At 54.8% G+C, this 26,900-nt stretch carries 31 protein-coding genes and 2 tRNA genes; 18 read left to right on the forward strand and 15 right to left on the reverse strand.

Annotated elements, in window-relative coordinates; translation table 11 throughout:
- Positions 1 to 472: 472 nt before the first annotated feature.
- From RTU33_RS12930 to RTU33_RS12940, 3 genes are all read right to left on the reverse strand, one after another.
- On the reverse strand, positions 473 to 1,108 hold the full coding sequence (locus tag RTU33_RS12930; RefSeq protein ID WP_312627866.1) for a carbonic anhydrase: 636 nt from the start codon (positions 1,106 to 1,108) through the stop codon (positions 473 to 475).
- Between the two features lie 98 nt (positions 1,109 to 1,206).
- Positions 1,207 to 1,551 (reverse strand): DUF1294 domain-containing protein, encoded by a 345-nt coding sequence (locus RTU33_RS12935; RefSeq protein ID WP_312627868.1) that lies wholly within the window; start codon positions 1,549 to 1,551, stop codon positions 1,207 to 1,209.
- 40 nt (positions 1,552 to 1,591) lie between these two features.
- Entirely contained in the window at positions 1,592 to 2,224 is a 633-nt protein-coding gene (locus tag RTU33_RS12940) for a DNA-binding protein (RefSeq protein WP_312627869.1), read from the reverse strand.
- A 181-nt stretch (positions 2,225 to 2,405) separates the two neighbouring features.
- On the opposite strand from RTU33_RS12940, the gene RTU33_RS12945 reads away from it, so the two are divergent.
- On the forward strand, positions 2,406 to 2,636 hold the full coding sequence (locus RTU33_RS12945; RefSeq protein WP_312627870.1) for a (4Fe-4S)-binding protein: 231 nt from the start codon (positions 2,406 to 2,408) through the stop codon (positions 2,634 to 2,636).
- 12 nt (positions 2,637 to 2,648) lie between these two features.
- Positions 2,649 to 2,921: a GNAT family N-acetyltransferase gene (locus RTU33_RS12950; protein ID WP_312627872.1), complete on the forward strand. Its 273-nt coding sequence runs from the start codon at positions 2,649 to 2,651 to the stop codon at positions 2,919 to 2,921.
- A gap of 58 nt (positions 2,922 to 2,979) precedes the next feature.
- Here RTU33_RS12950 and RTU33_RS12955 read toward each other — a convergent pair whose 3' ends face one another.
- A complete protein-coding gene (locus tag RTU33_RS12955) occupies positions 2,980 to 3,879 on the reverse strand; it encodes a LysR substrate-binding domain-containing protein (protein WP_312627874.1) in 900 nt (299 codons plus the stop codon).
- A 100-nt stretch (positions 3,880 to 3,979) separates the two neighbouring features.
- On the opposite strand from RTU33_RS12955, the gene RTU33_RS12960 reads away from it, so the two are divergent.
- The gene (locus RTU33_RS12960; protein ID WP_312627875.1) at positions 3,980 to 4,588 is read left to right on the forward strand and encodes a short chain dehydrogenase; all 609 of its coding nucleotides are present in this window, start codon (positions 3,980 to 3,982) and stop codon (positions 4,586 to 4,588) included.
- Positions 4,589 to 4,638: 50 nt separating this feature from the next.
- Here the strand turns inward: RTU33_RS12960 and RTU33_RS12965 are convergent, their stop codons facing one another.
- Positions 4,639 to 4,797, reverse strand: coding sequence for a YqaE/Pmp3 family membrane protein (locus RTU33_RS12965; protein WP_312627877.1), 159 nt, complete (start codon positions 4,795 to 4,797; stop codon positions 4,639 to 4,641).
- Between the two features lie 156 nt (positions 4,798 to 4,953).
- Here RTU33_RS12965 and RTU33_RS12970 point away from each other — a divergent pair, with 156 nt between their 5' ends.
- On the forward strand, positions 4,954 to 5,133 hold the full coding sequence (locus RTU33_RS12970; protein WP_312627879.1) for a hypothetical protein: 180 nt from the start codon (positions 4,954 to 4,956) through the stop codon (positions 5,131 to 5,133).
- 34 nt (positions 5,134 to 5,167) lie between these two features.
- On the opposite strand, the gene stpA is transcribed toward RTU33_RS12970, so the two are convergent.
- Complete coding sequence (gene stpA / locus RTU33_RS12975; RefSeq protein WP_312627881.1) at positions 5,168 to 5,569, reverse strand: DNA-binding protein StpA; 402 nt, start codon at positions 5,567 to 5,569, stop codon at positions 5,168 to 5,170.
- A gap of 677 nt (positions 5,570 to 6,246) precedes the next feature.
- Between stpA and alaE the strand changes: the two genes are divergently transcribed.
- Complete coding sequence (gene alaE, locus RTU33_RS12980) at positions 6,247 to 6,684, forward strand: L-alanine exporter AlaE (RefSeq protein ID WP_312627883.1); 438 nt, start codon at positions 6,247 to 6,249, stop codon at positions 6,682 to 6,684.
- 38 nt (positions 6,685 to 6,722) lie between these two features.
- Here the strand turns inward: alaE and RTU33_RS12985 are convergent, their stop codons facing one another.
- Positions 6,723 to 7,067 (reverse strand): DUF2002 family protein, encoded by a 345-nt coding sequence (locus tag RTU33_RS12985; RefSeq protein ID WP_312627885.1) that lies wholly within the window; start codon positions 7,065 to 7,067, stop codon positions 6,723 to 6,725.
- Between the two features lie 160 nt (positions 7,068 to 7,227).
- Here RTU33_RS12985 and RTU33_RS12990 point away from each other — a divergent pair, with 160 nt between their 5' ends.
- Entirely contained in the window at positions 7,228 to 7,554 is a 327-nt protein-coding gene (locus RTU33_RS12990) for a DUF883 domain-containing protein (RefSeq protein ID WP_312627887.1), read from the forward strand.
- Between the two features lie 64 nt (positions 7,555 to 7,618).
- On the opposite strand, the gene RTU33_RS12995 is transcribed toward RTU33_RS12990, so the two are convergent.
- The gene (locus tag RTU33_RS12995; RefSeq protein WP_312627889.1) at positions 7,619 to 8,980 is read right to left on the reverse strand and encodes a PLP-dependent aminotransferase family protein; all 1,362 of its coding nucleotides are present in this window, start codon (positions 8,978 to 8,980) and stop codon (positions 7,619 to 7,621) included.
- An 85-nt stretch (positions 8,981 to 9,065) separates the two neighbouring features.
- Between RTU33_RS12995 and RTU33_RS13000 the strand changes: the two genes are divergently transcribed.
- From RTU33_RS13000 to emrB, 12 genes are all read left to right on the forward strand, one after another.
- Positions 9,066 to 9,497 (forward strand): carboxymuconolactone decarboxylase family protein, encoded by a 432-nt coding sequence (locus RTU33_RS13000; protein WP_312627890.1) that lies wholly within the window; start codon positions 9,066 to 9,068, stop codon positions 9,495 to 9,497.
- Positions 9,498 to 9,662: 165 nt separating this feature from the next.
- The gene (gene nrdH, locus RTU33_RS13005; protein ID WP_312627891.1) at positions 9,663 to 9,923 is read left to right on the forward strand and encodes a glutaredoxin-like protein NrdH; all 261 of its coding nucleotides are present in this window, start codon (positions 9,663 to 9,665) and stop codon (positions 9,921 to 9,923) included.
- The gene (gene nrdI, locus RTU33_RS13010; protein ID WP_312627893.1) at positions 9,920 to 10,330 is read left to right on the forward strand and encodes a class Ib ribonucleoside-diphosphate reductase assembly flavoprotein NrdI; all 411 of its coding nucleotides are present in this window, start codon (positions 9,920 to 9,922) and stop codon (positions 10,328 to 10,330) included. The genes nrdH and nrdI overlap by 4 nt, the downstream gene beginning before the upstream one ends.
- Positions 10,303 to 12,447 carry a class 1b ribonucleoside-diphosphate reductase subunit alpha gene (gene nrdE, locus RTU33_RS13015; protein ID WP_312627894.1) on the forward strand — a complete coding sequence of 715 codons (2,145 nt, stop codon included), beginning with the start codon at positions 10,303 to 10,305 and terminating at the stop codon, positions 12,445 to 12,447. The genes nrdI and nrdE overlap by 28 nt, the downstream gene beginning before the upstream one ends.
- A gap of 10 nt (positions 12,448 to 12,457) precedes the next feature.
- Positions 12,458 to 13,420: a class 1b ribonucleoside-diphosphate reductase subunit beta gene (gene nrdF / locus RTU33_RS13020; RefSeq protein ID WP_312627895.1), complete on the forward strand. Its 963-nt coding sequence runs from the start codon at positions 12,458 to 12,460 to the stop codon at positions 13,418 to 13,420.
- Positions 13,421 to 13,774: 354 nt separating this feature from the next.
- Complete coding sequence (gene proV, locus RTU33_RS13025; protein ID WP_312627896.1) at positions 13,775 to 14,977, forward strand: glycine betaine/L-proline ABC transporter ATP-binding protein ProV; 1,203 nt, start codon at positions 13,775 to 13,777, stop codon at positions 14,975 to 14,977.
- On the forward strand, positions 14,970 to 16,034 hold the full coding sequence (gene proW, locus RTU33_RS13030) for a glycine betaine/L-proline ABC transporter permease ProW (RefSeq protein ID WP_312627898.1): 1,065 nt from the start codon (positions 14,970 to 14,972) through the stop codon (positions 16,032 to 16,034). Before proV ends, proW begins: the two co-directional genes overlap by 8 nt.
- Before the next feature lie 65 nt (positions 16,035 to 16,099).
- A complete protein-coding gene (gene proX, locus RTU33_RS13035) occupies positions 16,100 to 17,095 on the forward strand; it encodes a glycine betaine/L-proline ABC transporter substrate-binding protein ProX (protein ID WP_312627899.1) in 996 nt (331 codons plus the stop codon).
- Positions 17,096 to 17,283: 188 nt separating this feature from the next.
- Complete coding sequence (locus RTU33_RS13040; RefSeq protein ID WP_312627900.1) at positions 17,284 to 18,468, forward strand: MFS transporter; 1,185 nt, start codon at positions 17,284 to 17,286, stop codon at positions 18,466 to 18,468.
- Positions 18,469 to 18,738: 270 nt separating this feature from the next.
- Positions 18,739 to 19,269, forward strand: a complete 531-nt coding sequence (mprA, locus tag RTU33_RS13045) for a transcriptional repressor MprA (RefSeq protein ID WP_097164711.1) — start codon at positions 18,739 to 18,741, stop codon at positions 19,267 to 19,269.
- 128 nt (positions 19,270 to 19,397) lie between these two features.
- On the forward strand, positions 19,398 to 20,570 hold the full coding sequence (gene emrA, locus RTU33_RS13050) for a multidrug efflux MFS transporter periplasmic adaptor subunit EmrA (RefSeq protein ID WP_312627902.1): 1,173 nt from the start codon (positions 19,398 to 19,400) through the stop codon (positions 20,568 to 20,570).
- 15 nt (positions 20,571 to 20,585) lie between these two features.
- A complete protein-coding gene (gene emrB / locus RTU33_RS13055; RefSeq protein WP_312627905.1) occupies positions 20,586 to 22,133 on the forward strand; it encodes a multidrug efflux MFS transporter permease subunit EmrB in 1,548 nt (515 codons plus the stop codon).
- A gap of 110 nt (positions 22,134 to 22,243) precedes the next feature.
- Here emrB and luxS read toward each other — a convergent pair whose 3' ends face one another.
- The 7 genes from luxS to RTU33_RS13090 all read right to left on the reverse strand — a co-directional run bounded on the left by luxS (position 22,244) and on the right by RTU33_RS13090 (position 26,650).
- Positions 22,244 to 22,759, reverse strand: a complete 516-nt coding sequence (luxS, locus tag RTU33_RS13060; RefSeq protein ID WP_312627906.1) for an S-ribosylhomocysteine lyase — start codon at positions 22,757 to 22,759, stop codon at positions 22,244 to 22,246.
- Between the two features lie 206 nt (positions 22,760 to 22,965).
- Positions 22,966 to 24,522 (reverse strand): glutamate--cysteine ligase, encoded by a 1,557-nt coding sequence (gshA, locus tag RTU33_RS13065; RefSeq protein ID WP_312627908.1) that lies wholly within the window; start codon positions 24,520 to 24,522, stop codon positions 22,966 to 22,968.
- Positions 24,523 to 24,600: 78 nt separating this feature from the next.
- Complete coding sequence (locus tag RTU33_RS13070) at positions 24,601 to 25,029, reverse strand: YqaA family protein (protein WP_312627909.1); 429 nt, start codon at positions 25,027 to 25,029, stop codon at positions 24,601 to 24,603.
- Complete coding sequence (gene yqaB / locus RTU33_RS13075) at positions 25,026 to 25,592, reverse strand: fructose-1-phosphate/6-phosphogluconate phosphatase (protein WP_312627921.1); 567 nt, start codon at positions 25,590 to 25,592, stop codon at positions 25,026 to 25,028. Before yqaB ends, RTU33_RS13070 begins: the two co-directional genes overlap by 4 nt.
- 120 nt (positions 25,593 to 25,712) lie before the next feature.
- A complete protein-coding gene (locus tag RTU33_RS13080) occupies positions 25,713 to 26,027 on the reverse strand; it encodes a BON domain-containing protein (RefSeq protein ID WP_312627910.1) in 315 nt (104 codons plus the stop codon).
- Positions 26,028 to 26,300: 273 nt separating this feature from the next.
- Positions 26,301 to 26,377 (reverse strand) — tRNA-Arg (locus RTU33_RS13085).
- A 196-nt stretch (positions 26,378 to 26,573) separates the two neighbouring features.
- Positions 26,574 to 26,650: transfer RNA gene (locus RTU33_RS13090), tRNA-Arg, on the reverse strand.
- Positions 26,651 to 26,900 lie beyond the last annotated feature (250 nt).

Raw genomic sequence — 26,900 nt, forward strand, 5'->3', positions numbered from 1 at the left:
ACAAACAGAAGTAAATAAACCAAGAAATATAAAAACTTTCCCATAAAGAAGCTCACCATTGTACTTTATTGTATTTTCCATAAAGGCAATTTGAGTTTTACAGGCTGAGAATTAATACCGGAAGGAGATATATGTAATAAAATGTAACTTATAAAATCAACAAGACACATCGTTAAATAAACAAGTTATATAAGCCATTAATTATTTATCGATTTAAACAGGGTGGAACGCAACTTCAATACCATGACTTTGAGCAGTTTTATCACTTCTTATATCAGCATGTTCGCGAAATCAGGCCGGTTGCAATAAGAGTATTCCATCCAAAACCGTTATAAATAAATCACAGCAAAATCATAATGCTCATAAATACAGAAAAGCCATCAGAAGATTATTACGGAAAACAGCGATTCAGAATCGGCCTACGCTACGCCCCTGCCCATCAGGGGCAAAGGCGCACTAAACTAAAGCGGGTTTATTCGAAGCAAACGTCCGGATTGTCCGCCAGCGAGACGAAGGTCTTGCTGTTTTTATCCAGGGTGCGGATCACGCCGCTTTCAATGTCGTACACCCAGCCGTGCAGACGCAGGGCGTTGTCGCGCAGGCCCACAGCCACTGACGGATGCGTCTTGATATTGTTCAACTGAGCGATGACGTTCTCTTCCACCATCGCGTTAACTTTATCGGTTTCGTTATCCCAGGTTTTCTTCTCGACTACCGCTCTGGCGGCATCTGCATAGTGCAGCCAGTGCGCCACGGCAGGCATAGGATCCAGACACTGGCAGGTCGCAATCGCTTTCATCGCGCCGCAGTTCGAGTGTCCGCAAATGACGATATCCGTTACACCCAGTGCGACTACGGCATATTCGATGGTGGCGGAAACGCCGCCCGGCTCCGGGCCGAAAGAAGGAACGATATTCCCTGCGTTACGAATCACGAACAGCTGGCCTGGCTCCTGCTGCGTGACCAGCTCCGGCACAAGACGGCTGTCGGAACAGGAAATAAACAGCGCTTTTGGGTTCTGGCTGGAAGCGAGGCTGCGGAACAGCTCTTTACGCTGCGGGAAAACCTCTTTCTGGAAGTTAAGAAAACCTTCGATGATATGCTGCATAGCACCTTCTCTCATGTTGTATGCGTATTGTTATGATAAAGATCACACTGCAACTGTCCAGTAAGAGATGCGTAACATAAGCAGTTTCGCCACCCTCGCTAAATTCCCTGCGTTGTTCTCCAGTAGCCAAACCCTGCCACAGCCAGCACGTTGACGACCACGCTCAGCATAAACCAGGTTTTAAATGGCTGTTTCTGCGTTTTGTGGCGAAACATTTGCTGGCCGAGCAGCGCACCGGGCCAGCCGCCCGCCAGGCCAAACAGCAGCAGCGTTTTTTCCGGTACGCGCTGCCAGCTTTTACGCGCCGCGTATTTATCGGCCCCGTAAATGACCAGCGTGACGACGCTGGCTAACAGAAACCAGGCCACCGCAGAATGCGCCACGTTCAGGCTTAGCAGGAGCGCCAACAGCAGCAAACCATAACAGAGATAATTAACTTTCATGGGCGGATATTCCTTTCCGGCAAATATCGAGGTCCGACAATTATTCGCTGACGCGCCGATAAACCGGCACCCTGCGCGTCGTTCCTGTGAGCGAATCGAACGCGTCCACTTCGGCGGTGGCAATCCTCATGCCGGATTTTCTCAAGGTGGAGACGTCCGCCGCGATGCGCTGCATGCCGAACCAGAACAGGCCGTCGAGCGCGGTCACCTGCAGCCCGTTCTCCAGCGCCAGCTTCAGGCGCTCGCGCGGGGGCTTCACCTGCCGGGCTATCTCCTGATACGGCGTATTCGTCGTCTCGCCTGAGGTCACGCGGCGAATGCGGTTTGAAAAGCGATAGCGGAAGGCGTCAGGGATCTGGCTGAGATCGGTTTTCAGGCTGTAAACGCAGCCATAGCGGTTATCGCTGATGGTCACGGCTTTGCGGCTGAGCAGCAGTTCAGCGCGCAGGCGGTCGATCAGCTGCGGTGCACGGATGAGCTGCAAACGAAAAGGCAGCTCGAAGCTGGTCACGTAGTCCACGTTCAGAAGCGCCAGACGCAGGCGTGCTTCGCTGCCGGCCTTTTCCTGGCGACACTCGTCCAGCACTTCCGCCCACTGCTGAGCAAGCCGTGGCGCTTCATTGATTTCGGTGAACTGGTATTTTTCAATCTGGTAATCGATGCGTGCTGCCATGGCTGCTTCCTTACCCGCCTGCCGTCAAAGGTTGCTCACTTTACCGCATAAAACTTATTCAGCGCTATCTCAACCCGTTCGGTATCCTGATGCACGCCTTGATCTGCATCCTTTCCGCATCACCACTACAACAGGTCTATGCTTACCGCTGAAGTGACGAATAAAAAACAGAGGCATTGTCGTGGATAAAGAATTAATTGATGCGGGCTACCGTTTGTATACCGGTGAGAAAATTGACGTCTATTTTAATACCGGCCTTTGCCAACACTCCGGTAACTGCGTGCGGGGCAGCAGCGCGCTGTTTAACCTGAAGCGTAAACCGTGGATCATGCCGGACAACGTCGATACCCAAACCGTACAGCGCGTAATCGATACCTGCCCGAGCGGGGCGCTGAAATACCGTCTGAAATAAGCTGAGGGAACCATGGACATTCTGGAAAGCAACACCAGTTTTTACGTTAACGACGCCGACGGCAATCGGGTCGCCGAAGTCGTGTTCGTGCCCACTGGCGAGCATCTGACAATCATCGAGCACACCGATGTGGATGAAAGTCTGAAGGGCCAGGGCATTGGCAAGCAGCTGGTCGCAAAAGTGGTGGAACGTATGCGCCGTGAAAACCGCAAAATCATTCCGCTTTGCCCGTTCGCCAAACATGAGTTCGACACCACGCCGGAATACGCCGACATTCGTGCGTAATCTTTTGCCAGTGGAGAGCGCCTTCTTCGCTGGCAGTTAATTCTCCCGCCATCGCCATTTAGCGTAAATGACGCTGCGCGGCCACTTCCTCCCGAAGATGAGCAATGAATCCGCTCAGTTTTGGCAGCGGGTGTAAATCCTGACGATACAGCAACGTCACGGGCCTCGGGGCGGGTAACCAGTCGTCCAGCACGCGCACCAGACGGCCATCACGAATGTCCTCATTGAGCAAGATTTCCGGCTGCAGCAGCAGGCCCGCCCCGGCGATCGCCGCCATTTTCAGTCCCAGCCCGTCGTTACAGGCCAGCACCGGATCGCGTCGCCATGGGGTTTCCGCCTCGTAACCCGTGAGGTGCCACTCAGTTCTGGCGGTCCAGATCATGTGGGACAGGCAACGATGCGCGGATAAATCCGCAGGCGCTTTCGGCACGCCATAGCGGGCAAGGTAGTCCGGCGAAGCGCATATTGCCATCCTGTACTGGCACAGCGGTTTTGCCACCAGGTCGCTGTCGCGCAGATCGCCAATGCGCACGGCTAAATCAAATCCTTCTTCCAGCAGATTGACCACCCGATTGCTGAGGTCGAGCTCCACCCGCACATCCGGGTAGCGCTGTAAAAAAGTAGCCACCGCCGGAGCCACCACGCAGGCACCAAAGGAGGTGGGCGCGCTGATGCGCAGCGTACCCGAAGGCGCCGCCCGAAGACGTTCGACGGAGGCTTCAGCGGCAGCGACCTGCTCCAGCACCCGTCGACACTCCTCCACGTAAACGCGTCCGGCCTCCGTCAGGCTCTGGCGGCGGGTGGTTCTGTCGAGCAGGCGCACGTTCAGCGTCGATTCGAGGTGGCTGATATATTTCCCGACCATCACTGCGGAAATCTCCAGCCATGCCGCCGCGCCGGTAAAATTCCCGCAGTCGGCGACCGCCACGAAAATTTCCATACTGCGAAGCTTATCCATATTACTAACCACGGGTTAAGAATGAATGAACTGACAGACAGTTTATCGCACAGATGATTCAGGAAAGAATAACCCCGGGAACAAAAATGAGGAGCTGATAATGAAAATTGTGATTGTGGGTGCCAGCGGAACCCTTGGCCGCGCGGTAGCAGCCGAACTGGAAAAACAGGGCGAGCACGAGCTGATTCGCGTGGGCCGCCATCATGGCGATCTTCAGGTCGATTTAACCGACGAAGCCAGCGTAGACGCGCTGTTCGCCTACACCGGAAAAGTCGATGCCATTATCGCGACGATGGGCAACGTGTTCTTTGGCCCGCTGAGCGGGATGACCGCAGAAAACTTTTCCGTGGGCCTGCAGGACAAGCTGCTCGGCCAGGTACGCCTGGCGCTCAAAGGGCAGCACGTGCTCAATGACGGCGGTTCCATCACCTTAACCAGCGGCATTATTGCCGATGAACCCATTGCGCAGGGGGTGAACGCCACCGCCGTTAACGCCGCGCTCGCCGGTTTTGTAAAAGCGGCCGCCTGTGAGCTACCGCGAGGGCTGCGCATCAACCTGGTCAGCCCGACAATGCTGACCGAATCTGAAGCCGACTACGGCGCCTTTTTCCCCGGATTCGAAAGCGTTCCGGCAGCGCGTGCGGCAATGGCCTATCGTCGCAGCGTGGAAGGCATTCAAAGCGGGCAGGTATTTAAGGTCGGGTATTAAGGTCGAAGGTCAGTGAAAAAGGGATCGCATAAGCGATCCCTTTTCTGTTCTTAGTCGCGAGTCTGCACCCAAAATGCGTGGATCAAACCCGGAATATAGCCGAGCAGCGTCAGCACAATATTAATGATAAACGCCCAGCCAAAACCTTTGCCGAGCAATACGCCAAGCGGTGGGATCAGAATAGTAAAAACGATACGCCAGAAACCCATACAAACTCCATGCAATTAAATACCAAAAACAATGACTTTAAGCGTAGCCATTGTCGCCCGCATCGCCATTTTCGCCCATCGCGTTTACCCTCTTTTACCTTTGGCCCTGATATGCGCTAAGGTATAACGTCACCCCCCTAAAAAAAGGAGAGCACAATGTATTCCGTTGGCGATCTGGTGCAGCCCAAAATGGGCGGCCCAAAAATGAAAGTAATCGACGTTCATGGCGATCAGATTGTTGCCGTGGCGGCGAATGATGAACAGGGGCAAAAATATACTCTGAAAGCGGTAGATGTTGCACCCTATCAGGAAGACGGGGATTTTGGCGTGTGCTGAAAAAACGGTGAGGGAAACCTCACCGTCGCGTACGTTAAATCAGAAAATCGTCGAGAGATTTGCCATTGGCAATAGCCTGAGCGATCGGTTTTGGCATTCTGCCCTGACCCGTCCAGGATTTCTGCTCACCGTTAAGATCGGTGAAACGGTATTTTGCCGGGCGAGCCGCACGTTTTTTACCTGCAGCCGCTGGTGCCGCGGCATCCCCCAGTAGCTCGTCAGGAGAAATCCCTTCCGCTTTCATAAGCTCCAGCAAGCTGTTGATTTTCTCCTGCTTCTCAGCCAGACTTTCACGTAAAGTTTCTTCTTCACTGCGTTTTTCTTCAGTCACGATCCTGAATTTTTCCAGCATCTCTTCAAGAACGTCAATGGAGAATTCTCGCGCCATGGCGCGCAGTGTACGAATATTATTGAGTTTATGTAACATAACAGACATATAGTTTTTAAATTCCTTTCCGCTGGCTAAAAAATGATACTAGCGAAATGATTATATTATAATGAACGCTATTTTTCCACCGACAGCAGGCTAACACCCTCTAATTACATTTTTAATTAAATATATCCCCTACAACATTTTTGTTCGTTTTTTTAAATATCGGCTCACAGACTATTCTTAATTTGAATAAATGATCCCGGGCAGAAATTTCTTTAATCCCGCATCGAAGGCAAACTCTTTCTTCTTTGTCAGGCGGTTAGCCCGCCTATCGCCACGCGCCACACCGCATAAATAGTCACAAAAACAGAATGGAAAATCAAACAACAAAGCAGCATAAAAAACCTTAAAAACAACAAGAATAAGATTCTTACACTAAAACCACCATCCATGACAGATCCGCTCCAGTAAACCATTCTGAGCACAGCCAGTCACTTTCATAAAAACTCACAACTGACTGATAAATATAAATAAATTAAACAATGACAACAAAAATAGCGTCGCAAAGAGAAAAGTTATCGCAACAGAGGATTTTATTGAAAAAAAGGCGATAAATAAAAATCTTTAGCTAGTTGTTACTTGCAATGCAGACAGATATTCTATGCCAGAAATCAGAGCCAACCCAAAGCACTGTTGAGAAGCCCGATTCCCTGTTTTTCCTTCTATCAAGGAGCATACCGATGTTCTCTGCGCAGTCTCGCCTGCGTCATGCGGCAGCAGACACTTTCGCCATGGTGGTCTACTGTTCCGTCGTGAACATGCTGATTGAAATATTTCTCTCCGGTATGAGCTTTGAGCAGTCACTTTCTTCGCGTCTGGTCGCCATTCCGGTCAACGTCCTGATTGCATGGCCATACGGTTTTTACCGTGACTGGGTTATGCGTCTCGCCCGTCGTATCAGCCCGGAAAAGTGGATGAAGAGCCTTGCCGATGTGCTGGCCTATGTCACCTTTCAGTCACCGGTCTATGTCGTGATCCTGCTTGCTATCGGGGCGAACTGGCATCAGATTGCCGCGGCGGTGAGTTCGAACTTTTTGGTGTCGATGATGATGGGAGCCGTATACGGCTATTTCCTCGATTACTGCCGTCGTCTGTTTCGCGTCAGCCAGTACGCCTGACGCTAAGTACCGCGACTGGCCTGATGCCAGTCGTCGGCTTATTGTCCTTCGCCAAACAATCCATTCAGGAAACGTTCGAGCGCAATACGCGAGCTGAAGCCGTGCGGTATTCCATAATGCTCCTGCGCATCGCCGCCTAAATAGAGCGGAAACTGTTGATAATGGTCGCAGGTTTTAATTTCTGAAGCCGGATCTGCCAGCAAATAGCTGCGCTCTTTGAGTGCCGGATGAATAATCAGCGCCGTTCTGCCCATCCTTGCTTCGCGATTCACATAGACATAATTATCGCCACGGCGATAGCCGTAAATTTTCTGCGTCACTTCGTCCATCGTGAATCCGACTTTTTCAAGAACGCGCGCCACCTCATCAGGTCGTAAATACATATGCTTTCCTCGTTATCCTGTACAGCCACGCCACCTTACAGTATTCAGCAATAGCATCGCTTTCAGAAAAATCCATAAACGGCGTGATAAGGCGTGATTCACCTCCGGGGAATAAAATCTGTCCTAAGCTTAATGTCATCGTTCACCAAGGGAGGATCCCATGTTTAACAGACCTAATCGTAATGATGTAGACGAGGGCGTTGAGGATATTCATAACGACGTCAGCCAGCTGGCTGATTCGCTTGAAGAGGTACTCAAATCCTGGGGCAGCGATGCCAAGGATGAAGCGGATGCCGCACAGCGCAAAGCAAAATCGCTGCTGCGCGAAACGCGCGCCAGAATGCAGGGGCGTACCCGTGTGCATCAGGCTGCCCGCGACGCAGCAGGCTGCGCGGACACCTTCGTACGGGACAAACCCTGGCAGAGCGTGGGGGCTGCGGCCGCCATCGGCATCTTTATTGGCGCTTTACTGAGTTTGCGTCGATAATTAAAGCGTAATGCTGATAATAAATACGCGTCCGCCCCGGCAGGCTTCTGGTCTGTCGGGGCTTTTATTTTGCCTGGGCGATGACGTTCGCCAGCATCCGCACCTGCTGTCGGGCCATCGCCAGGTTTGCGATATTGGTGAAGCTCATGAGTAATCCTTTTTCACCCACGCTGTTCATTCGCCAGTCGCTCAGCGCCTGCACCGCCAGACGAGCTTCGCGACCGCGTTGCGCCAGTTCACGATCGTCGCCGTCAACCGGCATCACCAGCTGAATGCCGCCCTGCTGTGGCTTCACCCTGAAACCCTGCTCCGTCAGCGCCTGCTCCAGCCATTGCCTGCGCTGCGCGTAATGCAGCCGCATTTTTTTCAGATGGCGCCAGAAATGGCCCTCGCGCATAAAATCCGCCAGCGTCATTTGCCACAGCAACGGCACGCCGCAGGCCGCCAGCGAAGCCTGTTCGCGGAACGCAGCCACCTGAGGCAGCGGCACCACCAGCCATGCAGTGCGAAGCGCAGGGAACATCGCCTTGCTGAACGTTCCGGCGTAAATCACCCGCTGCGGTGCATCGAGGCTTTTGATCGGCGGCAGCGGTTTGCCCTGGTAACGAAACTCGCTGTCATAATCATCTTCAATAATCCACGCCTCGCGCTGTGCGGCCCACTCCAGAAGCTGGTGTCGACGAGGCAGCGACAGCGCCACGCCAAGCGGGCTCTGGTGAGCAGGCGTTAACAGCGCAAAACGTGCATCGGTTGCCGTTCTGACGCCTTCCTCCACGCACAGCCCTTCGTCATCCACCGGCACCGGGCAACAGACCATTCCCTGACGCGCAATCAGCGGGCGAATCAGTGGAAAACCCGGATCTTCGAGCCAGATCTTATCCCCCAACCTGCCTAGCGTTTGCAGAATAAGCGTCATTGAAGCCGCAAAACCGGTGGTGATAAAGACCTGTTCCGGAAGACACTCAATACTTCTGGAAAAGCGCAGGTATTCGACAATCGCCGAGCGCAGCGCTATTTCACCGCACACGTCACCAAGCGCCAGATCGAAGCGGGTTTGCGTGCGCAGCCGTCGTCCCATCACTCTGGCCCATAGTACACGCGGAAAGAGATCGAGCGCGGGGAGCCCCATCTGAAACGGCTGAGGTTCAGGCTGTTCGCCGCCGTACCACACCGGCTCCGTGACCGCCGGACCTGGCACCACACCTGCGCTGACAAAAGTTCCCGCCTGCCCGCGCCGCTCAAGCCAGCCCTGCGCCACCAGCTCCCCATACGCCGCTTCCACCGTTGCGCGTGACACGCCGAGCTCCTGCGCATACACGCGGCTGGCGGGCAACCTCTTCCCGGGCTGGAGTTCGCCCTGTTCAATGGCTGATTTAAGCTGGCGAGCAAGCTGTTGATAGCGTGGCCCGCGTGAAATATCCTTCATGGTCTGGTTTTTCACTCAAAATATGGCTCTCGTGTGCAGACCATTATAGTGCCAGAATTTCGTCATCGTTAAGAGGAGAAACCCCATGACCACACTACGTCAGCCTTACTATGAACTCAGCCCGCAGACCTATGCTGCCTTTATTCAGGCGAAAAAAGCGCTGGAGAACTGCGAGCTGGATCTGCCTTTGATTGAGCTGGTATATCTGCGCGTGTCGCAGATCAACGGCTGCGCCTTCTGCCTGGAGATGCACAGCAAAGCGCTGCGCAAGCACGGCATGGATCAGGTGAAACTGGATGCGCTGGCGGGCTGGCGCGTAAGCCATCAATTCAGCGATCGTGAGCGCGCGGCGCTGGCCTGGGCGGAAGATGTGACCGACATTGCCCGCACTCGTGCAGAAGACGCCGTGTATGAGCCCCTGCTGGCGTATTTCAGCGCCGCAGAAATCAGCGATCTGACGTTTGCCATTAGCCTGATGAACGCGTTCAACCGCCTCGCCGTCAGTATGCGGATGTAATTGCAGGCAAAAACCTTCCCCCTCGCTGCGCTCGTCAGCGGGGGTAAATCAATTCAAAATATCTATATATTGTATGGTTGATGTTTAACGCAACTACATCTAGTATTCCTTTTGAAGAGACACCCAACGACCGACGCTGATTTTTGCGCCGCTTTGTCATTTTAAATGGAAATACGAATCATGCGCATTACTATTTACACTCGAAACGACTGCGTACAGTGTCATGCGACCAAACGCGCGATGGAATCCCGGGGCTTTGCCTTCGAAATGGTGAACGTTGATCACGATCCCGCCGCCGCCGATACGCTGCGCGCTCAGGGCTTCCGCTCCCTGCCGGTCGTGTTTGCCGGCGAAGAGAGCTGGTCCGGGTTCCGCCCGGACATGATCAATCGCCTGCGCGCTGAGGCCCCCGCGGCGCGCGCATGAGCACCCTCGTCTTTTTCTCCAGTAGCTCCGAAAACACGCTGCGCTTTATCGAGCGTCTGGGGCTGCCGGCGGTGCGTATTCCGCTCAATGAGCGTGAACGCATCCAGGTGAATGAGCCCTTTATTCTGGTGGTGCCGAGCTACGGCGGCGGCGGTACGGCAGGCGCAGTGCCGCGTCAGGTCATCAGATTTTTAAACGATCCGCACAATCGCGCGCTGATTCGCGGCGTGATCGCCTCGGGCAACCGCAACTTCGGCGAGGCCTTTGGCCGGGCGGGAGACGTGATTGCGCAGAAATGTGATGTGCCTTACCTCTATCGTTTTGAGCTGATGGGCACCTCGCGTGATATCGACAACGTGCGAAAAGGAGTGAGCGAATTTTGGCAACGACAACCGCAGAACCTGTAACCCACAGCGCCCCGGACTATCATGCGCTGAACGCGATGCTGAACCTGTACGACAAGGCGGGCCGCATTCAGTTTGAAAAAGATGCCGAGGCGGTGCGCGCCTTTATCGAGGGCCACGTCAGGCCACAAACCCGCACGTTTGCCAATCAGGATGCGAAGCTTGACTGGCTGGTTGCCGAAGGCTATTACGACGCCCGCACCCTCGCCCGTTACGATCGCGCCTTCGTGGTCGATCTCTTTGCCCATGCGCACGCCAGCGGTTTTGAGTTCAAAACGTTCCTCGGCGCATGGAAGTTTTACACCAGCTACACGCTGAAGACATTCGACGCAAAACAGTTTCTGGAGCATTTTGAAGATCGCGCTGTGATGGTGGCGTTAAGTCTCGCCCAGGGCGATGAAACCCTCGCCCGTCATCTGACCGATGAGATTCTCTCCGGGCGCTTCCAGCCTGCCACACCGACGTTCCTGAATGCGGGCAAACAGCAGCGCGGCGAGCTGGTCTCCTGCTTCCTGCTGCGCATTGAAGATAATATGGAGTCCATTGGCCGGGCGGTGAACTCTGCGCTACAGCTGTCCAAACGCGGCGGCGGCGTGGCCTTTTTGCTCTCAAACCTGCGCGAAGCGGGCGCGCCCATCAAGCGCATTGAAAACCAGTCATCGGGCGTCATTCCGGTGATGAAAATGCTCGAAGATGCCTTTTCCTACGCCAACCAGCTTGGCGCGCGTCAGGGCGCAGGGGCTGTCTATTTACATGCTCATCACCCGGATATTTTGCGTTTTCTCGACACCAAGCGCGAAAACGCCGACGAAAAAATTCGCATTAAGACGCTGTCGCTTGGCGTCGTGATCCCGGACGTGACGTTCCGGTTAGCCAAAGACAACGCGCAGATGGCGCTGTTTTCCCCGTATGACGTGGAACGTCTGTACGGCAAGCCGTTTGGCGATATCGCGGTCAGTGAAATGTATGAAGATCTGCTGGCCGACGAGCGCGTGCGCAAAACGTTTATCAATGCCCGCGACTTTTTCCAGCGGCTGGCCGAGATTCAGTTCGAGTCCGGCTACCCGTACATCATGTATGAAGACACCGTGAATCGTGCAAACCCGATTGCCGGGCGCATTAACATGAGCAACCTCTGCTCAGAGATTTTGCAGGTTAACAGCGCCTCCACCTTCGATGAAAACCTCGATTACGCCACCACCGGGCATGACATCTCCTGCAACCTGGGCTCGCTGAATATTGCCCTGGCGATGGATTCACCGGATTTCGGGCAGACGGTGGAAACCGCTATTCGCGGCCTGACGGCAGTTTCAGATATGAGCCATATTCGCTCCGTGCCGTCGGTTGAAGCGGGCAATGCGGCCTCGCACGCCATTGGTCTTGGGCAGATGAACCTGCACGGTTATCTGGCACGTGAAGGAATCGCTTACGGCAGTGCAGAAGGACTCGATTTCACCAATCTCTACTTTTACACCGTGACCTGGCATGCGCTGAATACGTCGATGAGGCTCGCTCGTGAGCGCAAGCAGCGCTTCGCCGGGTTTGCACAGTCGCGCTACGCCAGCGGGGAGTATTTCCGTCAGTATCTGGAAAATGACTGGCAGCCGAAAACGGAGAAGGTCCGCGCGCTTTTTGCCAATGCGGGCATCGCTCTTCCCACGCGCGAAATGTGGCAGCAGTTGCAAAGCGACGTGATGGAGCACGGTATCTATAACCAGAATTTGCAGGCGGTACCGCCAACTGGCTCCATTTCTTACATCAATCACGCAACGTCGAGCATTCACCCGATCGTGTCGAAAATTGAGATCCGCAAAGAGGGCAAAACCGGCCGCGTTTACTATCCGGCGCCGTTTATGACCAACGACAACCTGGTGCTGTATCAGGATGCCTACGAGATCGGCCCGGAGAAAATCATCGACACCTACGCAGAAGCGACTAAGCACGTCGATCAGGGGCTGTCCCTGACGCTGTTTTTCCCCGATACCGCCACCACCCGCGACATCAATAAAGCGCAGATTTACGCGTGGAAGAAAGGTATCAAGACGCTCTACTACATTCGCCTGCGCCAGCTCGCGCTGGAAGGCACCGAAATCGAAGGCTGCGTGTCCTGCGCGCTGTGAGGAGAAAAGGATGAACCGTTTATCACGAGTCAGCGCCGTTAACTGGAACAAGATTGAGGACGACAAAGATCTGGAGGTCTGGAACCGCTTAACCAGCAACTTCTGGCTACCGGAAAAGGTGCCGCTGTCGAACGACATTCCGGCGTGGCAGTCGCTAAGCCCGGCGGAGCAACAGCTGACCATCCGCGTGTTTACCGGGCTGACGCTGCTCGACACCATTCAGAACACCGTCGGCGCCCCGGCCCTGATGGCGGATTCGCTGACGCCCCATGAAGAAGCGGTCATGTCGAACATCAGCTTTATGGAAGCGGTCCACGCCCGCTCCTACAGCTCGATTTTCTCGACGCTCTGCCAGACCAAAGACGTGGATGCCGCCTATGCCTGGAGTGAAGAAAACCCGCCGCTTCAACGTAAAGCTGCGCTGATGCTCGAACAGTACGCCGCCGATGCGCCGCTGAAGAAGAAAATCGCCAGCGTGTTTCTGGAATCGTTCCTGTTCTATTCCGGCTTCTGGCTGCCGATGTACTTCTCCAGCCGGGGCAAGCTCACCAACACTGCGGATCTTATCCGCCTTATCATTCGTGATGAGGCGGTACACGGGTACTACATCGGCTATAAATTCCAGAAAGGGCTGGAGCGCGTCAGCATGGTTGAGCGTGAGGCACTGAAAAACTTTGCCCTCGATCTGCTGATGGATTTATACGACAACGAACTCGCCTATACCGAAGCGCTTTATGCAGGAACGGGCTGGGAAGACGATGTGAAAGCCTTCCTGTGCTACAACGCCAACAAGGCGCTGATGAATCTTGGTTACGAAGCGCTTTTCCCGCCGGAGATGGCGGAAGTGAACCCGGCCATTCTTTCGGCACTCTCACCTAACGCCGATGAGAACCACGATTTCTTCTCCGGTTCAGGTTCCTCTTACGTGATGGGCAAGGCGGTGGAAACCGAGGACGAAGACTGGAGTTTCTGATCTTTTTCGCGGAGGAAATATATCCTTATTTCCTTCGCGGATATTCCTTCCTGATGCCCATCATTTCACACCAAATATTATTTTCAGTGATTTCGATAATTTCATCACTCCAGTCAGGTGAATCCACCTGATTCAACTCAATTTCCGCTTCGCTGACAAAAAATATCTCTGTTTTTTTGCCTGTGCCCAGCCCTTATATCATGGGAGGCTCAGCGTAATTGACTGCATGAAATGCCTGTCTCAGCAGAGCATTAAGGGTTGCCCCAGAATCTGAGTATGTTAGGGTATGGCCAGTCAATTATTTTCATCAGGTAGCATATCGACATAATCAAATAACAGGAATTTGTTTATTGCATGGCAATTAAATTAGAAGTTAAAAATCTTTATAAGATATTTGGCGAGCACCCACAGCGTGCATTCAAATATATCGAGAAAGGGCATTCCAAAGAACATATTCTGGAAAAGACCGGGCTGTCACTTGGCGTTATTGACGCCAGTCTGGCCATTGAAGAAGGCGAGATTTTTGTCATCATGGGGTTATCCGGTTCAGGAAAATCCACCCTGGTACGCCTTCTCAATCGCCTGATTGAACCCACCCGCGGGCAGGTACTTATCGACGGCATCGATATTGCCAAAATATCCGATGCCGAACTTCGTGAAGTGCGTCGTAAGAAAATTGCGATGGTCTTCCAGTCATTTGCGCTGATGCCTCACATGAACGTGCTGGATAATACTGCTTTCGGTATGGAATTAGCGGGTATTGCTCCGGCAGAACGGCAGGAAAAAGCACTCGACGCGCTGCGTCAGGTAGGACTGGAAAATTATGCTCAGGCTTATCCGGATGAATTATCCGGCGGGATGCGCCAGCGCGTCGGGCTTGCCCGTGCATTAGCCATTAACCCGGATATTTTATTAATGGATGAAGCCTTCTCTGCACTCGATCCTTTAATTCGTACCGAGATGCAGGATGAGCTGGTGAAATTACAGTCGCGTCAACAGCGTACCGTTGTTTTTATTTCCCACGATCTCGACGAAGCGATGCGCATCGGCGATCGGATTGCCATTATGCAGAATGGCGAAGTGGTGCAGGTCGGTACGCCGGATGAAATTCTGAATAACCCGGCGAATGATTACGTACGCACGTTCTTCCGTGGCGTGGATATCAGCCAGGTGTTCAGCGCTAAAGATATCGCACGCCGGGCACCGAAGGGGCTGCTGCGCAAAACTCCCGGTTTTGGCCCCCGCTCTGCGCTTAAGCTGCTGCAGGATGAAGACCGCGAATACGGTTACGTCATTGAGCGTGGAAATAAGTTTGTCGGTATTGTCTCCATTGATTCCCTGAAGGTCGCGCTGGCCGAAGGTCAGGGCATTGACGCCGCGCTGCTTGACGCACCGCAAAGCGTGGATGCGCAGACCGCGCTCAGCGAGCTGCTCTCGCATGTCGGCCAGGCGTCCTGCGCCGTGCCGGTCATTGACGAAGCACAACAGTACGTCGGCATCATTTCCAAAAGCATGCTGCTTCAGGCTTTAGACAGGGAGACCACCATCAATGGCTGATCAATCAAACCCGTGGGCCAGCGCGCCCGCCACAGACAGCGCTGCACAGTCGGCTGACGCATGGGGAACACCGGCGTCAGCGCCCACCACCAGCGGCGGAGCCGACTGGCTGAACAGCGCCCCGGCACCCAAGCCGGAGCATTTTGACATTCTCGATCCGTTCCACAAGACGTTGATCCCGCTCGACAGCTGGGTGACGCATGGGATCGACTGGGTAGTACTGCACTTCCGCCCGGTGTTCCAGGGTATTCGCATTCCGGTGGACTACATTCTGGGTGGTTTCCAGCAGTTGCTGCTGGGGATGCCTGCGCCCGTGGCGATTGCGGTATTTGCACTGATTGCCTGGCAGATCGGCGGCGCGGGTATGGGCATTGCCTCGCTGATTTCACTGATCCTGATAGGTGCGATTGGCGCGTGGTCTCAGGCGATGGTGACGCTGGCGCTGGTGCTGACCGCTCTGCTGTTCTGCGTGGTCATCGGCCTGCCGCTCGGTATCTGGCTGGCGCGCAGCCCGCGGGCATCGAAGATTATCCGCCCGCTGCTGGATGCCATGCAGACGACGCCTGCGTTCGTCTATCTGGTACCGATTGTGATGCTGTTTGGTATCGGCAACGTGCCGGGCGTGGTGGTAACGATCATCTTCGCGCTACCGCCAGTCGTGCGCCTGACGATCCTCGGCATTAACCAGGTGCCAGCCGATCTTATCGAAGCATCACGCTCGTTCGGTGCCAGCCCTCGCCAGATGCTGTTCAAAGTTCAGCTCCCGCTGGCGATGCCAACCATTATGGCAGGCGTGAACCAGACGCTGATGCTGGCGCTCTCGATGGTGGTTATTGCCTCGATGATCGCCGTAGGCGGCCTCGGCCAGATGGTGCTGCGCGGGATTGGCCGTCTTGATATGGGCCTTGCGAGCGTCGGCGGTGTGGGTATCGTGATCCTCGCCATTATTCTTGACCGCCTGACTCAGGCCGTCGGGCAGGATTCCCGTAGCCGCGGCAACCGCCGCTGGTATACCACGGGCCCGTTGGGTTTATTAACCCGCCCTTTCGTTAAATAATTTCCCTCTGCCCGGCGGCACCAGGCTTGCCGGGCCTACAAAACCTCTCAAATAAAGGAACAACGATGCGACATCGCGTACTTTTTGCCACAGCGTTTGCCACCCTTGTCTCCACCAGCGCAATCGCTGCTGACCTGCCGGGCAAAGGCATTTCTGTGCAGCCAGTCCAGAGCACCATTTCTGAAGAAACCTTCCAGACGCTGCTGGTTAGCCGCGCGCTGGAGAAACTCGGGTATACCGTCAACAAACCCAGTGAAGTCGATTACAACGTCGGCTACACCTCGATCGCCTCCGGCGATGCGACATTCACCGCCGTGAACTGGCAGCCGCTGCACGACGATATGTACTCTGCTGCGGGCGGCGATAAGAAATTTTACCGGGAAGGCGTATTCGTCACCGGTGCGGCGCAGGGCTATCTGATCGACAAGAAAACCGCCGAGCAGTATCACATTACGAAAATCGATCAGCTGAAAGATCCGAAGATCGCTAAGCTGTTCGACACCAACGGTGACGGCAAAGCAGACCTGACGGGCTGTACGCCGGGCTGGGGCTGCGAAGCGGTGATTAATCACCAGATTGACGCGTACGGCCTGGGCAAGACGGTGGTTCACAATCAGGGGAACTACGCGGCAATGATGGCCGATACCATCACCCGCTATAAAGAAGGCAAACCGGTGCTCTATTACACCTGGACGCCGTACTGGGTGAGCGACGTGCTGAAGCCAGGTAAAGATGTCGTCTGGCTGCAGGTGCCGTTCTCCTCAATGCCAGGCGAGCAGAAAGATATCGACACTAAGCTGCCGAACGGCGCCAACTATGGTTTCCCGGTGAACACCATGCATATCGTTGCCAACAAAGCCTGGGCGGAGAAAAACCCGGCGGCAGCGAAGCTGTTCTCGCTGATGAAGCTGCCGATTGCGGATATCAACGCCGAGAACGCGATGATGCATGAAGGTCACGCCTCCGAGGCCGACATTCAGGGCCACGTCGACGGCTGGATCGCAGCCCACCAGGCACAGTTTGACGGCTGGGTGAAAGACGCGCTGGCGGCGCAGAAATAAATCTGGATTGACTGTAGGCCGGATAAGGCGTCAGCCGCCATCCGGCATTTATTGCCCGGTGGCGCTACGCTTACCGGGCCTGCTTTCTCGATGAATGAGCACAGCCTGCTACGCAATCATTCCCCCGCCCCCCCATTTGCCGCTATCATTCATCCCTGCCAAATAATCACCCGATGAACGATCTGCACATGACTCAAAAACCCCATGAACTCAGCCCCGCGTTGATTGCATTGATGTCGGTGGCAACCGGCCTTGTTGTTGCCAGCAACTATTACGCCCAGCCGCTGCTGGAAACCATCGCCCGCGCGTTTACCATTAGCGCCGGTCAGGCCGGATTTATCGTCACCGCCGCGCAGCTTGGCTATGCCTTCGGGCTGCTGTTCCTCGTGCCGCTCGGCGACATGTTCGAACGTCGGGCGCTGATCGTCAGCATGACGCTCCTTGCCGCAGGCGGAATGCTGATCACCGTCACCAGCCATTCGCTCAGCATGATGATTGTCGGGACCGCGCTTACCGGGCTATTTTCGGTAGTGGCGCAAATTCTGGTACCGCTGGCCGCTACGCTTGCCAGCCCGAATCAGCGCGGCAAAGTGGTCGGCACTATCATGAGCGGACTTCTGCTCGGCATTCTTCTCGCCCGTACGGTCTCCGGGCTGCTGGCCTCGCTCGGCGGCTGGCGCACCGTTTACTGGGTCGCCTCGGTTCTGATGGCGCTGATGGCGCTTGCCCTGTGGCGCTGGCTGCCGAAAGTGAAGCACGAAACGCATCTGAACTACCCACAGCTGCTGGGCTCGATATTCAGCCTCTTCGCTCGCGATAAGCTGCTGCGTACCCGCGCGCTGCTCGGCTGTCTGACGTTTGCCAACTTCAGCATTCTCTGGACGTCAATGGCCTTTTTGCTGGCAGGCGCGCCTTTCCACTTTTCCGAAGCGATGATTGGCCTGTTCGGCCTGGCGGGAGCGGCTGGCGCGCTGGGCGCGCGTCCGGCGGGCGGACTGGTTGATAAAGGCAAATCGCACCTCACCACAACGGTAGGCCTGACGCTACTGCTGCTCTCCTGGGTGGCTATCTGGTTTGGGCATATCGCGGTGCTGCCGCTGATTGTCGGCATCCTGATTCTGGATCTGACGGTGCAGGGCGTTCACATCACCAACCAGACGGTCATCTACCGCGTGCTGCCGGAAGCGCGTAACCGCTTAACCGCCGGGTACATGACCAGCTACTTCATCGGCGGCGCGGCCGGTTCGCTTCTCTCCGCCTATGCCTGGCAGCACTGGAACTGGACCGGAGTCTGCGTCGCCGGAGCCACAATGGCAGCACTCAACCTGCTGGTCTGGTGGGCAGGATTCCACCGCCAGGAGGCCGCTGTCTGAAAAGGCTATGCATTCAGGGCCTTATTGCGGCTTTGGGGTATAAAGACCTCCCCTTGTCTGATAAGGTTATCTACCTGATTAGCCGGGCAACAGTTTCAGAGCTAAACCATTCCCTCTCGCATTGAGATCTCCCGGAAGCTGGCAGCGCACGCGTTGCCAGCGGCATTTTTAAATTTAATCCTCCCCCACATCAATTCGGAGAATTAATTCATTTACATTATTTGTCACTGTCGTTACTATATCGACTGTAATTAATGAGGTCATGCCCAAATGGATAGTTCGTTTACCCCCATTGAACAAATGCTAAAATTTCGCGCCAGCCGCCACGAGGACTTTCCGTATCAGGAGATCCTGCTGACCCGCCTGTGCATGCACATGCAGGGCAAGCTGCTGGAAAACCGCAATAAGATGCTGAAAGCTCAGGGGATTAATGAGACGTTATTTATGGCGCTCATCACGCTGGAGTCTCAGGAGAATCACAGTATTCAGCCATCTGAACTGAGCTGCGCGCTGGGATCTTCCCGTACGAACGCCACCCGTATCGCCGATGAGCTGGAAAAACGCGGCTGGATTGAGCGCCGCGAAAGCGACAACGACCGTCGCTGCCTGCATCTGCAACTCACCGAGAAAGGTCATCAGTTCCTGCGCGAGGTGTTACCGCCGCAGCACAACTGCCTGCACCAGCTCTGGTCTTCGTTAAGCGTTACCGAAAAAGAAAGCCTTGAGCAGATCACTCGCAAGCTTTTGACCCGTCTTGATCAGATGGACGAAGATGGCGTGGTACTGGATGCGCTGCGCTAAGGCAGTGAATCGCTCAACATCCTGATTTAAGAAAAATAAAACCGACAGGCCAGCAGCGCAAACTGCTGGCCTTTCTGACAAACAGGTCGGCTCAGCCGATGTGACATAATAAGATCGTGGAGAAAAACATGAGCGCGAATGCGGAGACTCAAACCCCGCAGCAACCGGCCAGCAAAAAAGGCAAACGTAAAGGTGCCCTTCTGCTGCTGACTTTGCTCTTTATTTTTATTGCCGTGGCATATGGGATTTATTGGTTTTTAGTACTGCGTCATTATGAAGATACCGATGACGCCTACGTGGCGGGAAACCAGGTACAAATTATGGCTCAGGTGTCGGGCAGCGTGACGAAAGTCTGGGCCGATAACACTGACTTTATTCAGAAAGGCGATGTGCTGGTCACTCTCGATCAGACCGATGCGCAGCAGGCGTTTGAAAAAGCGCAGACGGCGCTGGCATCAAGCGTGCGTCAGACCCGCCAGTTGATGATCAACAGCAAACAGCTGCAGGCAAGCATCGACGTCAAAAAAACCGCACTCGACCAGGCACAGACCGACCTCAATCGTCGTATCCCACTGGGCGCGGCCAACCTGATTGGTCGTGAAGAGCTGCAACACGCCCGCGACGCAGTCGCCAGCGCACAGGCGCAGCTGAACGTAGCCGTGCAGCAGTACAACGCCAACCAGGCGATGGTGCTGGGCACGAAGCTGGAAGATCAGCCTGCCGTTCAGCAGGCCGCGACGGAAGTCCGTAACGCCTGGCTTGCCCTGCAGCGTACCAAAATCGTCAGCCCGATGACCGGCTACGTCTCCCGCCGTTCCGTACAGCCTGGCGCGCAAATTAGCCCGACCACACCGCTGATGGCAGTCGTTCCGGCGACTAATCTGTGGGTGGATGCTAACTTCAAAGAGACCCAGCTGGCGCATATGCGCATCGGCCAGAAAGCGACGATTGTCAGCGACATCTACGGCGACGACGTGAAGTACACCGGGAAAGTGGTCGGCCTCGATATGGGGACCGGCAGCGCGTTCTCTCTGCTCCCTGCCCAAAACGCCACCGGCAACTGGATCAAAGTGGTTCAGCGTCTGCCTGTACGTATTGAGCTGGATGAGAAACAGCTCGCCGACCATCCGCTGCGCATCGGTCTGTCAACGCTGGTCAAAGTGGACACCTCTGACCGCGGCGGTGAAATGCTGGCCAATCAGGTACGTAACAGCCCGGCTTACGAAAGTAACGCCCGCGAGATCAACCTCGATCCGGTGAACAAACTGATTGACGACATCGTGCAGGCTAACGCCGACTAATCAGGGGTGAGCGTAATGCAACAGCAACAACCGCAGAAGCCGCTGGAGGGCGCGCAGCTGGTCATTATGACCATCGCGCTGTCCCTGGCGACGTTTATGCAGGTGCTGGACTCGACGATCGCCAACGTCGCTATCCCGACGATTGCCGGTAACCTGGGCTCATCCCTGAGCCAGGGGACGTGGGTAATCACCTCGTTCGGGGTGGCGAACGCCATTTCGATTCCAATTACCGGCTGGCTTGCCAAGCGCGTGGGTGAGGTAAAGCTCTTTACCTGGTCCACGATTGCCTTCGCCATCGCCTCCTGGGCGTGCGGCGTCTCCAGCAGCCTGACGATGCTGATTTTCTTCCGCGTCATTCAGGGGATTGTCGCCGGGCCGCTGATCCCGCTGTCGCAGAGCCTGTTGTTGAACAACTATCCGCCAGCCAAACGTGCCATAGCGCTGGCGCTGTGGTCGATGACGGTGATCGTCGCACCGATTTGTGGCCCGATCCTCGGCGGCTACATCAGCGACAACTATCACTGGGGCTGGATCTTCTTCATCAACGTTCCCATTGGTGCACTGGTGGTGATGCTGACCCTGCAAAGCCTGCGTGGCCGGGAAACCCGCACCGAACAGCGCCGCATTGACGGCGTTGGTCTGGCGCTGCTGGTGATCGGTATCGGTAGCCTGCAGGTGATGCTCGACCGCGGGAAAGAGCTCGACTGGTTTAACTCCACTGAGGTGGTGGTCCTGACGATCGTGGCGGTGGTTGCCATCAGCTTCCTGATTGTCTGGGAGCTGACGGACGATAACCCGATAGTCGACCTGTCGCTCTTTAAGTCGCGAAGCTTCACTATCGGCTGCCTGTGTATCAGCCTTGCCTACATGCTTTACTTCGGCGCGATCGTTCTGCTGCCGCAGCTGCTCCAGGAGGTTTATGGCTACACGGCCACCTGGGCGGGTCTTGCCTCTGCACCGGTGGGCCTGCTGCCGGTAGTGCTGTCGCCGATCATCGGTCGCTTTGCGCATAAGCTCGATATGCGCCGTCTGGTGACGTTCAGCTTCATTATGTACGCGGTATGTTTCTACTGGCGTGCCTACACCTTCGAACCGGGGATGGACTTTGGTGCGTCGGCGTGGCCGCAGTTTATTCAGGGCTTTGCGGTGGCATGCTTCTTTATGCCATTAACCACCATTACGCTTTCAGGCTTACCGCCGGAACGAATGGCCGCAGCATCGAGCCTCTCAAACTTTACCCGTACGCTTGCTGGCTCCATCGGGACGTCGATTACAACGACGATGTGGACGAACCGCGAAGCGATGCACCACGCGCAGCTCACCGAATCGGTTATGCCATATAACCCGAACGCTCAGCAGATGTACGATCAGCTGCAGGGTCTGGGGATGACGCAGCAGCAGGCCTCCGGCTGGCTGGCGCAGCAGATAACTAACCAGGGTCTGATTATCTCGGCGAACGAGATCTTCTGGATGTCTGCGGGGATCTTTATTGTGCTGCTGGGGCTTATCTGGCTTGCCAAACCACCGTTTGGTGCGGGCGGCGGGGGCGGAGGCGCTCACTGACAAAAAAGCCAGTTCATCGCGAACTGGCTTTTTTATTTGTTGCCGGGTGGCGCTTCGCTTATCCGGCCTACCGAAACCGTAGGCCTGGCAAACAAAGTACCGCCGGGTGGCTAGATATGGAGCTCTTGCAGCTTCTCTTTCGGCAGCGCCAGCTCGTCGTTGCTGTTGACGCGAACGCCGCGATCGATAATGTGACGGGCGATCTCCTGAGCTTCTTCCAGCGAGTGCATAGTGTATGTCCCGCACTGGTAGACGTTCAGTTCCGGGATCTGGTTCTGCTCTTTCACCTTCAGCACGTCCGCCATCGCCGCTTTCCATGCTTCCGCAACGCGGCTTTCGTCTGGCGTACCGATCAGGCTCATGTAGAACCCGGTGCGGCAGCCCATTGGGGAAATGTCGATGATCTCCACGCCGTTACCGTTCAGGTGATCGCGCATAAAGCCTGCGAACAAGTGTTCCAGGGTGTGAATACCGCGCTCTGGCATTACTTCCTTGTTCGGTACGCAGAAGCGCAGATCGAATACGGTGATTTCATCACCGTGCGGCGTGTGCATGGTTTTGGCGACGCGAACTGCAGGCGCTTCCATTCGGGTATGGTCGACAGTGAAGCTATCTAATAACGGCATTTTGTCTCCTCCGAACTCTTCGCTTCCTCTTGTGCCATCAGGGCCGCGAGGAAAAAACGCTGAAGAGTGTGATTTTTTTTAAAATAAACTGAACTCTTTGTTCCCGGGCGAGTCTGAGTATATGAAAGACGCGCATTTGTTATCATCATCCCTGTATTTCAGAGATGAAAGTTTGGCCACATTGATTGTGGCCTTTTTCTTTTCTGTCAGGCGTGACGCGCAACCAGTTCAGAGAACGGCTCGGTGTCTGATGCCTCAATCTGGCGCTGACGAGCCCATGAAGCTTCCCGCTCTGCTTCAAAATCCGCTTCGCTTAAAATCTCCAGTGGTTCCTCGCGCAGCATCGTCCGGTACTGCTCACCCAGCGCTTTGCCGGTACCGCCAATGCCAGTATCAAGCATAGAACGCAAAATACGGGCAGAGAAAGTTAATTCCGGATTATCAAAGCTTGCGACTAATTCATTGCACACCTTCTGATACGCTTCCCCGCCTTCAATGCTGTCCAGCGTTTGCGCCACACGCCGCAGATCCGCAAACAGATCCTTACCGACTTTTGCCAGTGGGAACTGCGCAGTTTCACAGCCTATGCCCAGCGTCAGGCCCGGCTTGCGTCCTTCCAGAATCACGCGATTCCAGTTGGTACGGGTACAGAGTAACTCGTCGCTGCTCATCTCCGGCGCATCCGCCAGCACGCACCAGACCATGAACAGATCGAGGAAGCGAACCTGCTGCTCGTCAACGCCAGTCGGTGAGAACGGGTTAATGTCGAGCGAGCGCACTTCGATATACTCAATGCCGCCGCGCAGAAGCGCGTCCGATGGCGTTTCACCGCTGCGGGTCACGCGTTTCGGACGAATCGGTGCGTACAGCTCATTCTCAATCTGCAGAATGTTGCTGTTAATTTGCAGATACTTACCATCTTTCTCAAGGCCGATTTTCGCGTACTCTTCCGACGGCGTTTTGATCGCCCGCTTCAATCCTGCCACATATTCGTGCAGATCGTTAAACGTAATACCGAGATTGCTTTGCGACTTATTGGTATAGCCCAGATCGCTTAAGCGCAGCGACGTCGCGTATGGCAGGTAGTACATCCCGCCTTCGGTCTCCTCAAACGGCAGCGTGGTCGGTTTGCCCTGCAGGAAAGAGGAACAAATCGCCGGAGACGCACCGAACAGATAAGGAATCACCCAACCGAAGCGGTAATAGTTGCGGATAAGGCGGAAATAACCTGCTGAGATCGCCTCTTTACCCTGCTCTTTATCTTCCACGCCGCACTTCGCCTGCCAGAATGCCATTGGCAGCGAGAAGTTGTAGTGCACGCCGGAGATAGTCTGCATCAGCGCGCCGTAGCGATTTTTCAATCCCTCGCGATAGAGCGTTTTCAGGCGCCCGACGTTTGAGCTGCCGTACTGCGCCAGCTCAATATCCTGGCCCGGCGCAATATAGCAAGGCATGCTGAGCGGCCACATACGCTCGTCACCAATATGACGCGCGGTACAGCGATGCACATCGCGCAGTAACGTCAGCATGTGGTCGATATCGCCGTCTACCGGCGTAATAAACTCCAACAGCGCTTCGGCGAAGTCTGTAGTAATCCATTTATGGGTCAGGGCTGAGCCCAGCGTTTCCGGATGGCCGGTTGTTGCTAATGAGCCATCAGCGTTCACGCGCAGGGTTTCACGCTCAAGACCGCGTTGAATGCCCTGTACTGCCTGAGGATGCTTTTCCAGCCAGGCCAGCGCCTGTGATACGTCCGGGATCAAATTGACCTCCCGCCTGTCGAAATCATTTTATTAAGCATAATTGTCATGGTTGACGAGTAAAGGTCACAATCAGTCCAATTAGTGCCACCACGTCATACCCTGAAGCGTTGCCGCGGCGATGGCCACGTAGCGCAACGCTTTGCCAAGGCATAAGAAAAAAAGCACCGGTCCCCAGGAAAGACGCATCCATCCTGCAAGGACGCAGAGCAAATCGCCGATAACCGGCATCCAGCTCAGTAACAGTGTGGCTGCCCCGTAGCGCCTTAGCCAGCCCACCGCTTTCTCCCGCCAGCGTGAATTATCACGCTGCGGAAATAAACGCCCAAGAATAACGTTAGTTACCCCCCCAAGGCTATTACCCATTGTTGCTATTAATACCAGGAGCCAGGGATGGCTGACGCTCGCCAGCAGCATCCCTATCAGCACAACTTCTGAATTGCCGGGGAGCAGCGTGGCGCTGAGAAAGCTGCTGGCAAAAAGGGAGAGGAGCGGCAGCGCATCACTCACAACAACCGTACATCCACAAAATCCATACCTGCGCTTTTTGCAGCCTGAATACCAAATTCAGCATCTTCAAATACCACACAGGTTTCGGGCGCAACACCCATCAGTTCGGCGCACAGCAAAAACGTGTCCGGAGCCGGCTTATGGTGTTTAACATGATCGGCGGCAACGACGGCCGTGAAGTATTGACGAAGGCCCAGATGGTTCAGCAATGCTTCAGCCATCGCGCTTTCGCTCCCTGTGCCAACCGCCATAGGACGACGGCCATGCCACTCTTTTACGACGTCAATCAGCGGCAGAGGACGCACGGTATCAAGCAGCATCGCCTTGACCGCATCCGTTTTTTCACGCGCTAATTGGTGAGGATCGAGCGTGGCCTGGTTCATTTCAATGACCGACTGCGCAATACGCCAGGTTGGTGAGCCATTAAGTGCCGCCATAGCCTGCGCTTCGTAGCGCATGCCGTAACGGCCGAGAACCTCATGCCATGCCTTCAGATGAGTGGGTTCAGTATCAAGGATGGTGCCATCCATGTCGAAAATCAGCCCTGCGTAACGCTCGTACATCATGTCCTCACTCACTGGATATCGAAACGTTATTTTAACGTAAAAAAGTCATCATTGTCGCCGTCAGCTAAAAACAACAAAGGCACCCAAAGGTGCCTTTATGACGTTGAACAAGTGGTTTTATTTCACCTGCATGTCGTTTTCAACGACGCGTACGCCCGTCACGTTACGGGTGATCTCCACCGCACGATTGGCAATTTTCTGCGAAGAGACAAAGCCGCTTAGCTGTACGCGCCCTTTAAAGGTCACCACGCTAATTTCTGAGGATTTCACGTCTTTGTCGCTGAACAGCGCGGATTTCACCTTAGTGGTGATTACGGTGTCGTCAATGTAGCCACCGGTGCTTTCCTTGGTGGAGGATCCCGCACAGCCTGCGAGAGATACGCTAACGATGAGGGCTGCACAGAATGCAGAGACAGCTTTGAACCATTTCATGGATTTCTCTCCTTGCTACCTGAAAACAAAAGAATGACAGATATAAATTAGCCTGGAAGGAGGAAGATGCCAATATGAAACAAGTGGTTGAAAGAAGATCAGGATTTTGGGAACAGCAGAAAGGCAGGTGAGGAGAAGATGGTGCATCCGGGAGAATGACTCGCCGAAGGCTCGCCCTACGGGCCGTTGCTGAAGCAACGTTATCCTCCCTGGTGCTTGCTGAGAAAACTGTTTTCTCTGAAGCACTATCATTGCTGACAGATAGGGAGAAGATGGTGCATCCGGGAGGATTCGAACCTCCGACCGCTCGGTTCGTAGCCGAGTACTCTATCCAGCTGAGCTACGGATGCATCGGAATAACTAAGGTACTGCTGATTCAATGTCACTCATCATGCCGCAACATTGATAAAGATGGTGCATCCGGGAGGATGACTCGCCGAAGGCTCGCCCTACGGGCCGTTGCTGAAGCAACGTTATCCTCCCTGGTGCTTGCTGAGAAAACTGTTTTCTCTGAAGCACTATCATTGCTGACAGATAGGGAGAAGATGGTGCATCCGGGAGGATTCGAACCTCCGACCGCTCGGTTCGTAGCCGAGTACTCTATCCAGCTGAGCTACGGATGCATCGGAATAACTAAGGTACTGCTGATTCAATGTCACTCATCATGCCGCAACATTGATAAAGATGGTGCATCCGGGAGGATTACTCGCCGAAGGCTCGCCCTACGGGCCGTTGCTGAAGCAACGTTATCCCCCCTGGTGCTTACTGAGAAAACTGTTTTCTCTGAAGCGCTATCATCGCTGATAGTTAAGGAGAATATGGTGCATCCGGGAGGATTCGAACCTCCGACCGCTCGGTTCGTAGCCGAGTACT

Source organism: Scandinavium sp. (genome assembly GCF_032012665.1).
GTDB lineage: Bacteria > Pseudomonadota > Gammaproteobacteria > Enterobacterales > Enterobacteriaceae > Scandinavium.

Coding starts and splice junctions, on each gene's coding strand:
- RTU33_RS12970 (WP_312627879.1), top strand. CDS start 4,954: ATGTATTCCGTTGGCGATCTGGTGCAGCCCAAAATGGGCGGCCCAAAA.
- emrB (WP_312627905.1), top strand. CDS start 20,586: ATGCAACAGCAACAACCGCAGAAGCCGCTGGAGGGCGCGCAGCTGGTC.
- RTU33_RS12995 (WP_312627889.1), bottom strand. CDS start 8,980: ATGAAGGATATTTCACGCGGGCCACGCTATCAACAGCTTGCTCGCCAG.
- RTU33_RS12965 (WP_312627877.1), bottom strand. CDS start 4,797: ATGGGTTTCTGGCGTATCGTTTTTACTATTCTGATCCCACCGCTTGGC.
- nrdI (WP_312627893.1), top strand. CDS start 9,920: ATGAGCACCCTCGTCTTTTTCTCCAGTAGCTCCGAAAACACGCTGCGC.
- RTU33_RS12940 (WP_312627869.1), bottom strand. CDS start 2,224: ATGGCAGCACGCATCGATTACCAGATTGAAAAATACCAGTTCACCGAA.
- yqaB (WP_312627921.1), bottom strand. CDS start 25,592: ATGTACGAGCGTTACGCAGGGCTGATTTTCGACATGGATGGCACCATC.
- mprA (WP_097164711.1), top strand. CDS start 18,739: ATGGATAGTTCGTTTACCCCCATTGAACAAATGCTAAAATTTCGCGCC.
- luxS (WP_312627906.1), bottom strand. CDS start 22,759: ATGCCGTTATTAGATAGCTTCACTGTCGACCATACCCGAATGGAAGCG.
- alaE (WP_312627883.1), top strand. CDS start 6,247: ATGTTCTCTGCGCAGTCTCGCCTGCGTCATGCGGCAGCAGACACTTTC.
- RTU33_RS12990 (WP_312627887.1), top strand. CDS start 7,228: ATGTTTAACAGACCTAATCGTAATGATGTAGACGAGGGCGTTGAGGAT.
- emrA (WP_312627902.1), top strand. CDS start 19,398: ATGAGCGCGAATGCGGAGACTCAAACCCCGCAGCAACCGGCCAGCAAA.
- nrdF (WP_312627895.1), top strand. CDS start 12,458: ATGAACCGTTTATCACGAGTCAGCGCCGTTAACTGGAACAAGATTGAG.
- RTU33_RS12935 (WP_312627868.1), bottom strand. CDS start 1,551: ATGAAAGTTAATTATCTCTGTTATGGTTTGCTGCTGTTGGCGCTCCTG.
- RTU33_RS12960 (WP_312627875.1), top strand. CDS start 3,980: ATGAAAATTGTGATTGTGGGTGCCAGCGGAACCCTTGGCCGCGCGGTA.
- RTU33_RS12955 (WP_312627874.1), bottom strand. CDS start 3,879: ATGGATAAGCTTCGCAGTATGGAAATTTTCGTGGCGGTCGCCGACTGC.
- nrdH (WP_312627891.1), top strand. CDS start 9,663: ATGGAAATACGAATCATGCGCATTACTATTTACACTCGAAACGACTGC.
- RTU33_RS12930 (WP_312627866.1), bottom strand. CDS start 1,108: ATGCAGCATATCATCGAAGGTTTTCTTAACTTCCAGAAAGAGGTTTTC.
- proW (WP_312627898.1), top strand. CDS start 14,970: ATGGCTGATCAATCAAACCCGTGGGCCAGCGCGCCCGCCACAGACAGC.
- RTU33_RS12985 (WP_312627885.1), bottom strand. CDS start 7,067: ATGTATTTACGACCTGATGAGGTGGCGCGCGTTCTTGAAAAAGTCGGA.
- RTU33_RS13080 (WP_312627910.1), bottom strand. CDS start 26,027: ATGAAATGGTTCAAAGCTGTCTCTGCATTCTGTGCAGCCCTCATCGTT.
- stpA (WP_312627881.1), bottom strand. CDS start 5,569: ATGTCTGTTATGTTACATAAACTCAATAATATTCGTACACTGCGCGCC.
- RTU33_RS12950 (WP_312627872.1), top strand. CDS start 2,649: ATGGACATTCTGGAAAGCAACACCAGTTTTTACGTTAACGACGCCGAC.
- RTU33_RS13000 (WP_312627890.1), top strand. CDS start 9,066: ATGACCACACTACGTCAGCCTTACTATGAACTCAGCCCGCAGACCTAT.
- RTU33_RS13040 (WP_312627900.1), top strand. CDS start 17,284: ATGACTCAAAAACCCCATGAACTCAGCCCCGCGTTGATTGCATTGATG.
- proV (WP_312627896.1), top strand. CDS start 13,775: ATGGCAATTAAATTAGAAGTTAAAAATCTTTATAAGATATTTGGCGAG.
- proX (WP_312627899.1), top strand. CDS start 16,100: ATGCGACATCGCGTACTTTTTGCCACAGCGTTTGCCACCCTTGTCTCC.